Below are 6,671 nucleotides of genomic sequence, written 5' to 3'. Positions count from 1 at the left end.
CTACAACGGCGACTGGCAAGAGCTCGACCTGTCGCGCTCCGAGCGGCGGCGGTTCGCGAGCGACGTCCGGGACCGCGCCCTCGAGGACGGGATGAGCCGCCTGCGGGACGCCCTCGCGTCGGCAGCGGCGGACCGGGTGGCGCGCTGCGTCGGCGGGCGGATTCCGTAGCCGTCCTCGAGGACGAGGCTACAGCCCGTAGTGCTTCCGCACGTCCGACTGCGCCGAGCGGACGTCCTTGAGCGTCTCCTTGAGCAGGTTCTGCTGGCTCTTGTGCATCCCGTCCGGGTCCACCAGGTCCGTCGGCGTCGCGCCGCGCTCGGCGGCCCGCATCTGCTCGCGCAGGTGGATGTCCACCAGCGTCGTGAACGGCGGGATCATGGCCTTGGCTTGGGGAGCCAGCGCGTGGTCGCTCTGGCCGATGTGCCGGAGCCGGTCGAACGTGCTCGCGGACTCGAGGTAGCCGGCGTCGATGGCGAGTGCCCGAGCCATCCGCACGATGGGCTGGATCGCCCGAGCGCGCAGGTCGAGCCCGACCGCCCCGTCGACCTCGTCGACCTCGATGCGGCCGAACGTCGAGAGCGGGATGTCGACGCGCGTGCCCTCTCTGGCTAGGACCTTGGCCAAGCGGTCGTTCGGCAAGTGGCCCGCGATCGTGCTGCACAGCTCGTCGCCCAACTCCGTGTCGCCGTGCAGCGTGCGCAGGTCGAAGCAGAGCGCCGCCCTCGAGGACGCCTCCGCGTCGGTGGCTCCGGCCCACGTGTCGTAGGCCGCCTTCCATGCTGAGAGCGGCTGCCGGAACGGCTCCGAGCTCGCGTCGATGCCGTTCTCGGGGTCGCCGTAGCCGCACTCGCGCAAGGCCTCGACGACTTTGTTGGCGAGGGCGGCGTAGAACTCGGCCGCGCGCTCTCGGTCGCCCGGCGCCGGGTCGGCGTAGACCAGGCCGTTGTCCTGCCACGCGCGCAAGACGGACTCGCGGCGGCCGGAGGCCCCGAACGTGAGCCATGCCCAGGCGCCGTCGTAGGCGCGGTCTCCGAACTCCTCGCGCACGTCGCGCTCGACGGCCCCCAAGACGCTCTGCTTGAGGTGGTCGTCGACTTCGGTCACGATGTCGAGCAGGTCCTCGGAGTGGACGCCCTGGTGGTAGAGCCGGTAAAGGCGGCGGTTGGAGTCGGCGCGCAGGCCGGCGAGCTCTTCGACCGAGCGGGCGCGCTCGATGCGCTCGATGGTCGCCACCGGGTCCAGGCCGCGGAAGTGGCTCACGTCCTCGGACGTCAAGAGCCCTTTGAGCTTTCCGTCGGCGGCGTCGACCACGACGATGCGCCGGATCCGCTCGCGCATCATCGTGCGGATGGCCTGGAAGAGCGGGACATCGGTGCGGAGCGCGACCGGCGGCCGGTCGACCAAGCTCATGACGGGGTCCTCTGTCGATCCGCCTGTTGCGACGACGCGCTTGACCAGGTCGCCCTCGGTCACGACGCCCATCGCGATCCCGTCCTGGACCATCACGACCCCGTCGGAGCCGGACGACGCCATGGCCTGAGCGGCCTCGCGGACCGTCGCCCCCGTCTCGACGGTCGTCGGCTTGGCCCGCAAGACGCTTCCGAGAGACGCGTCGAAGAGCAAGAAGGCGCCGCTCGCGTCGATGTCGTCGTCGAGGGTGCGGACGTAGCGCTTGATGTCGGCCTCGAAGAAGGCCCGGAACGCGTCGTTCGACTTGAGGAGCTTCTGGAAGCTCTCGGCCGCGATCAGCGCGCACGACGTCTGCTCGACGGCGCGAGCCTCGTAGGGCAGCGCTCCGCCTTGCAAAAGGCCGTACGACCCGAACTGCGAGCCCGAGCCGGCCATGTCGACGGTCCGCCCGGACTCGGCCTCCTCGAGCCGGACAAGCCCCTCGGTCACGATGTAGAGCGCCCGGTGGATGTCGTCGCCCTGCTGCAGGATGACCTCGCCCGGCGCGTAGAGCTCGAGCGTCATCTTCTGGAGCAGCGACTGCCGCTCCTCGTCGGACAGGATGTCGAAGGGCTCGGTCTCCGAAAGGAGCTCGGCGATCTGGGCGGAGAGAGAGGCGACCATGCGGGGCGAGGAGAGGGGCCGATAGGACGCCTCGAGGCCGAGGCTGATCCCGAGCGCGGGCGCGCCGTCCTCGAGGGATTGCCCTGCCGAATGGCGACGATGTCAGGCCGACCGTGTCTACTCTCCGTCCGGCCACCCTCCAGCCCATGAGGCTTATCCTGCTTCTCCTTCTCGTCGCGGGGCCGGCGCTCGCCCAGGGCGACCGGCTGACGACGTTCGTCGATTGCCCCGGCTTCGTACCGGGATGCGACATCGACTTTTTCCAGACGGAGATCGGGTTCGCCCAGTTCGTCCGCGATCCCGCCGACGCCGCGATCTACGTTCTGATCGTGGACGAGGACACCGGCGGTGGCGGAGAGCGGTTCACGCTGTTCTTCGAGGGCCGCTCTCCCGACCTCGAGGGGCGCGTCGACACGCTCGTCACGTCGTCCCCGCCGGCCGCCAGCGACGACGACCAGCGGCGGGCACTGCTGGGCCGGCTCTCGCTCGGCCTGGCGGGCTACGCCTCGAGGACGGACCTCGCCGACCGGCTCACGATCGCGTACGATGCCCCGACCGGAGCCGAGGCCGAGGCCGCCCTCGAGGACGAGGTCCAGGACCCGTGGAACAGCTGGGTCTTCCGGATCAGCGGCAGCGGGTTTTTCCAAGGCCAGTCCCGATCGCAGAGCTCCAACCTTTTCGGGTCCGTCTCAGCGGAGCGCGTGACGGAAGCTCTGAAAGTCTCGATCCGACCTCGAGCGAGCTACAACCGGAGCGACTTCGAGCTCACGGACGGCGAGACGTTCACGAGCGACAACGCGAACTACGGGCTGAACTCACAGATCGTATTCAGCCTGACCGATCACTGGTCGGCAGGAGGCCGGGCCGACCTCTCGCGCAACACGTTCTCGAACTACGATTTCCAAGCGGTCTCGACCGCCGCCGTCGAGTACAACGTCTACCCCTACGACCAAGCCACGCAGCGGCAGGTCCGACTGTTTTACCGGCCGGGCGTCGAGTTTGCGGCGTACCAGGACACGACGATTCTGCTCGAAACGTCCGAGTTCCTCCCTCGACACTCGGGCGGGGTCGCGGCGGAGTTTAACCCAGCCGTGGGGCTCCGTCGACGTGTTCGCGTCGGTCTCGCAGTACCTCTCGCGGCCGGACCGCTACAACGCCGGCATCGGCGGAGGCGTCGATCTCCGCGTCTTCCGAGGGCTCTCGCTCCGGCTCGACGGTCGGTACAGCTACATCCAGGACCAGATCAACCTGCGCGCCACCCGTGCCGACGACGGCCAAATCCTGACCAACGACCAGGAGCTTGCGACCAGCTTTAGCTACTTCGGCTCGGTCGGGCTGTCGTACTCATTCGGGTCGATCTACAACCAGGTCGTCAACGCGCGCTTCGGGAACTGAACGTTGAGCGCTAGGGATTGGTTTTGAACCTTCGTCCTCGAGGACGAAGCATTGGGGCGAGAGCGCCCCGCCATCGAGGGCGGCAACTCCTCGATTGAATGCGACCTCGGGGCCGGCGAGGCGTTCGGTCCCTCACCTTCCCCTCTCCCTCCCGTGTCCGACTGGCGCGACCGCCTGCTCGACCTCTACCGCTCCGACCTGTTCGACGCCCCCGCCGGCGACCGGATGGTCAACCCGTACCTCGACACCGACGAGCACGACGCGCCGGACGCGCCCGCTACGCGACGCGCCAACCTCGAGGCCGCCCTCGAGGCCGTCGCCAGCCACGGAAAACCAGAGGTGCTGGTCGTGGCCGAGGCGCCCGGCCCGTGGGGCTGTCGGTTCTCGGGCATCCCGTTCACGAACGAGCGCCAGCTCCTCGACCCCGACTTCCCGGTCGACGGCCGGCCGTCCTCGAAGCGGTTCGCCACGACCGGCGAGCCGATCAACGAGTACAGCGGCTCGATCTACTGGAAGGCGATGCTGCCGCACTGGGGCCGGTTCTGGACCTGGAACGCGGTCCCGCTCCACCCGCACAAGGCCGGCGAGAAGCTGACCATCCGAACGCCCGGCGTGAGGGAGATCCGCCGGTGGCACGGGCTGTTAGCCTCGACCGTCGAGATCCTGGAGCCCGCCGCCGTGAGCGCGGTCGGGCGGAAGGCCGAGGGCGCCCTCGAGGCCGTCGGCGCGGGGCCGGTCTACGTGAGGCACCCGTCGCAGGGCGGCGCGACGCTGTTCCGCGAGGGCGTCGCGGCGCTGTGGGACCGTTTGTAGGCATCGCCCTCGAGGAGCAACTGCACCGTGGCGGTATCGACCTCGAGGACGCGACCCGAGCCCATCGTCAACAGCCGTCATCCTCGCGTACGCGGGGATCCATGCGGTGCTGCACCCGTCCTCGAGGCCGCGTCACGACGCCGTTGCATGCAGCGGCGCTACAGGGGGCGATCGAGGTCGAATGCACCACGAGTAGAGGACCCGGCCTCGAGGGCGTCGGCCAGAGGATCTCGCTACTGGCGCGGGATCAGCAACAGCTCGTCCTGGCGCGGGTCGATGTACTGGGTGGTCTCGCCATCGAAAAACGCGTCCTCCTCGAGGCTGAACCGGATGCGCTTGCCGCCCCACTCCGGCACCGCCGCGACGGCGTTGAGCTCGATCGAGTGGGCCGTGTTGGCGTACAGCGGGTAGTCGCCGCGTCCCGGTACGCCGCCCTGCTGGTCCCACAATCCGATCGTCGGGCCGGCGCCGTGGCCGTGGAGACCGATCGGGTGCGTGTAGATCGTCGCGTCGAGGCCTTCTGCTCTCGCGGCCTCGAGGGCGGAGGCAAGAATCTCGTTGCCGGTCCGGCCCGTCGCGAACTCGTTCGTCAGGAGGTCCTGCACGCGGTTGGCGGCTCGCATTCCGGCCCTTAGCCCGGCGGGCGCCGAGGTCTCGCCCGGATGCAGGACGTAGGCGAGCTGCTGCGTGTCGGTTTGCAAGCCGAGGTACGAGATCCCGAAGTCGACCCAGACCAGGTCACCGTGCTGGATGACCTCGAGGTCGGGACGACCGGAAAAGTCGTCGCTGCGGCCGGGCGCGTCGGCGCGCTGGACCGAGACGCTGGGGTGGAACCAGGTCGTGAGACCAAGCGCGCGGATCCGGTCGCGGTACCACCACGACAGGTCGTCGGTGGTCGTGACGCCGGGCGTGATGGCGGCGAGCGAGAGCCCTTCGTGGATGATCGAGCGCGCGATGCGGACGACCGTTGGGTAGACGTCCATCTCGGCCGGGACGCGGGTCTCGAGCCAGCCGATGGCCAGGTTCTCACCCGAGACGACGCGGCCTCGATGCGGCTCCGGCAACGCGTCGAGGAACCCCCGATACTCCGTCTCGGTCAGCCCGTCCGCGAGGGCGAACGTGGCCGAGCGGTTCACCGCGATCCGCCCAGGATCGCGCTCCGCGACGATCTCCGCGACGCGCGCCCACTGGTCCGGCTGCGACTCCGGGTCCCACGCCCTCGGAAACGGCCCCACGTCGTACCGCGCGACGGCTAGGCGCTCCACGGTCTCGCCGTCGTCGAAGAACACCAGGACGGTCCGGCGCCGCGCCGCGAGCCACGTCGCCGGCAGCATCGTCTCGATCACCGGGTCCTCGTTGTACTCGCGCGCCGACACGATCCACATGTCGATCCCCTCGCGCCGCATCAAGGCCGGGGCGACGACCTCGAGGCGCTCTTCGAGCCAACGATCCTGGACCTCTGCCCTCTCGCGCATGGACAAGATGCCCGGCGTCTCTTGGGCGTGAGCGAACGGAACGAGGAGGACGAGAAGGGCGAGAGCGCGCATCGAGGTCGGGGAGGTGGTCCCCGAAGCTAGGCTCGTCCCCGCACACGCCTCAGCCAGAGAATGGCGGGATCGCGTCCGTGAACCGCCACGCGCCGCCCTCGAGGACGCAGCAGTACCGCACCGCACCGTTGTCGACGACCAGCGTCTCGGCGTGGAGGACGGCGTTGTAGCGCGCCAACTGGTCGAACGTCGTCTGGTCGATGGCGACGCCGGGCGCCTTGCACTCGGCCAACAAGGCGGGGCGCTGGTCTCGGCCGTAGGCCACGACGTCGGCGCGCCACGTTTTGCCGCCGTAGGTCACCGCGCGCTCGACGGCGAGCAGCCCGATGGGGTAGCCGAGCGCCTGGAGCTCGATCAGCAAGTGCTGGCGGACGCCCTCCTCGGGCGTCAGCGCGACCCACTTGCGGCGCACCGGATCGAGGACGAGGGTCCGCTCGCCCTCGACGCGGGTTCTAAGGCTCACGCGGCCTTGGCCGCCCGCTTGACGAGGGCTCGGTAGGCCCCGACCCAGTGGTCCGCGTCGCGCGTCATCTTGGCGATGGTGACGTCGGAGAAGCGCGGCACCAGGTCGAACAAGACGGGCACGATGGCTTGCCAATCGCCCGCGACCAGGTGCTCCTCGATCTTGTCGGCCGACTGCGGCGCCCAGCGGTAGTCGGCGCGCAGCTTTTCGGACTTGCGCCAGTAGTTGCGGTCGTCCCAGGACTGGGCCGCGTCCTCGATGGTGTCGCCGATGCCGCGCAGGTGGAAGGCCATGAACGCGGCCAGGTCCTTGGCCTCGGGGTCGAAGACGCCGGACGCGAGCGCGGGTCGCTGGGCGAGCAGGCGGAGCGCCTCGGCGG

General features: G+C 69.5%; 5 protein-coding genes and 1 pseudogene. 2 read left to right on the top strand and 4 right to left on the bottom strand.

Annotated elements, in window-relative coordinates; translation table 11 throughout:
• Positions 1-187 precede the first annotated feature (187 nt).
• Positions 188-2,074 (bottom strand): putative nucleotidyltransferase substrate binding domain-containing protein, encoded by a 1,887-nt coding sequence (locus WBA11_RS15340; RefSeq protein WP_424521535.1) that lies wholly within the window; start codon positions 2,072-2,074, stop codon positions 188-190.
• A 146-nt stretch (positions 2,075-2,220) separates the two neighbouring features.
• Between WBA11_RS15340 and WBA11_RS15335 the strand changes: the two genes are divergently transcribed.
• Positions 2,221-3,390: a hypothetical protein gene (locus tag WBA11_RS15335; RefSeq protein WP_424521534.1), complete on the top strand. Its 1,170-nt coding sequence runs from the start codon at positions 2,221-2,223 to the stop codon at positions 3,388-3,390.
• 232 nt (positions 3,391-3,622) lie between these two features.
• Positions 3,623-4,282: a uracil-DNA glycosylase gene (locus tag WBA11_RS15330; protein WP_424521533.1), complete on the top strand. Its 660-nt coding sequence runs from the start codon at positions 3,623-3,625 to the stop codon at positions 4,280-4,282.
• A 233-nt stretch (positions 4,283-4,515) separates the two neighbouring features.
• Here the strand turns inward: WBA11_RS15330 and WBA11_RS15325 are convergent, their stop codons facing one another.
• The 3 genes and pseudogenes from WBA11_RS15325 to WBA11_RS15315 form a co-directional block, all read right to left on the bottom strand.
• Positions 4,516-5,829 (bottom strand): M24 family metallopeptidase, encoded by a 1,314-nt coding sequence (locus WBA11_RS15325; RefSeq protein ID WP_424521532.1) that lies wholly within the window; start codon positions 5,827-5,829, stop codon positions 4,516-4,518.
• A 49-nt stretch (positions 5,830-5,878) separates the two neighbouring features.
• Entirely contained in the window at positions 5,879-6,292 is a 414-nt protein-coding gene (locus WBA11_RS15320) for a type I restriction enzyme HsdR N-terminal domain-containing protein (protein ID WP_424521531.1), read from the bottom strand.
• A pseudogene (locus WBA11_RS15315) lies at positions 6,289-6,671 on the bottom strand (hypothetical protein); the annotation flags it as partial. The gene WBA11_RS15320 and the pseudogene WBA11_RS15315, both read right to left, overlap by 4 nt.

Source organism: Rubrivirga sp. (genome assembly GCF_049648075.1).
Lineage (GTDB): Bacteria > Bacteroidota > Rhodothermia > Rhodothermales > Rubricoccaceae > Rubrivirga.
This window is presented reverse-complemented; position numbering and strand designations above follow the sequence as displayed.

Coding starts and splice junctions, on each gene's coding strand:
- WBA11_RS15325 (WP_424521532.1), bottom strand. CDS start 5,829: ATGCGCGCTCTCGCCCTTCTCGTCCTCCTCGTTCCGTTCGCTCACGCC.
- WBA11_RS15340 (WP_424521535.1), bottom strand. CDS start 2,074: ATGGTCGCCTCTCTCTCCGCCCAGATCGCCGAGCTCCTTTCGGAGACC.
- WBA11_RS15335 (WP_424521534.1), top strand. CDS start 2,221: ATGAGGCTTATCCTGCTTCTCCTTCTCGTCGCGGGGCCGGCGCTCGCC.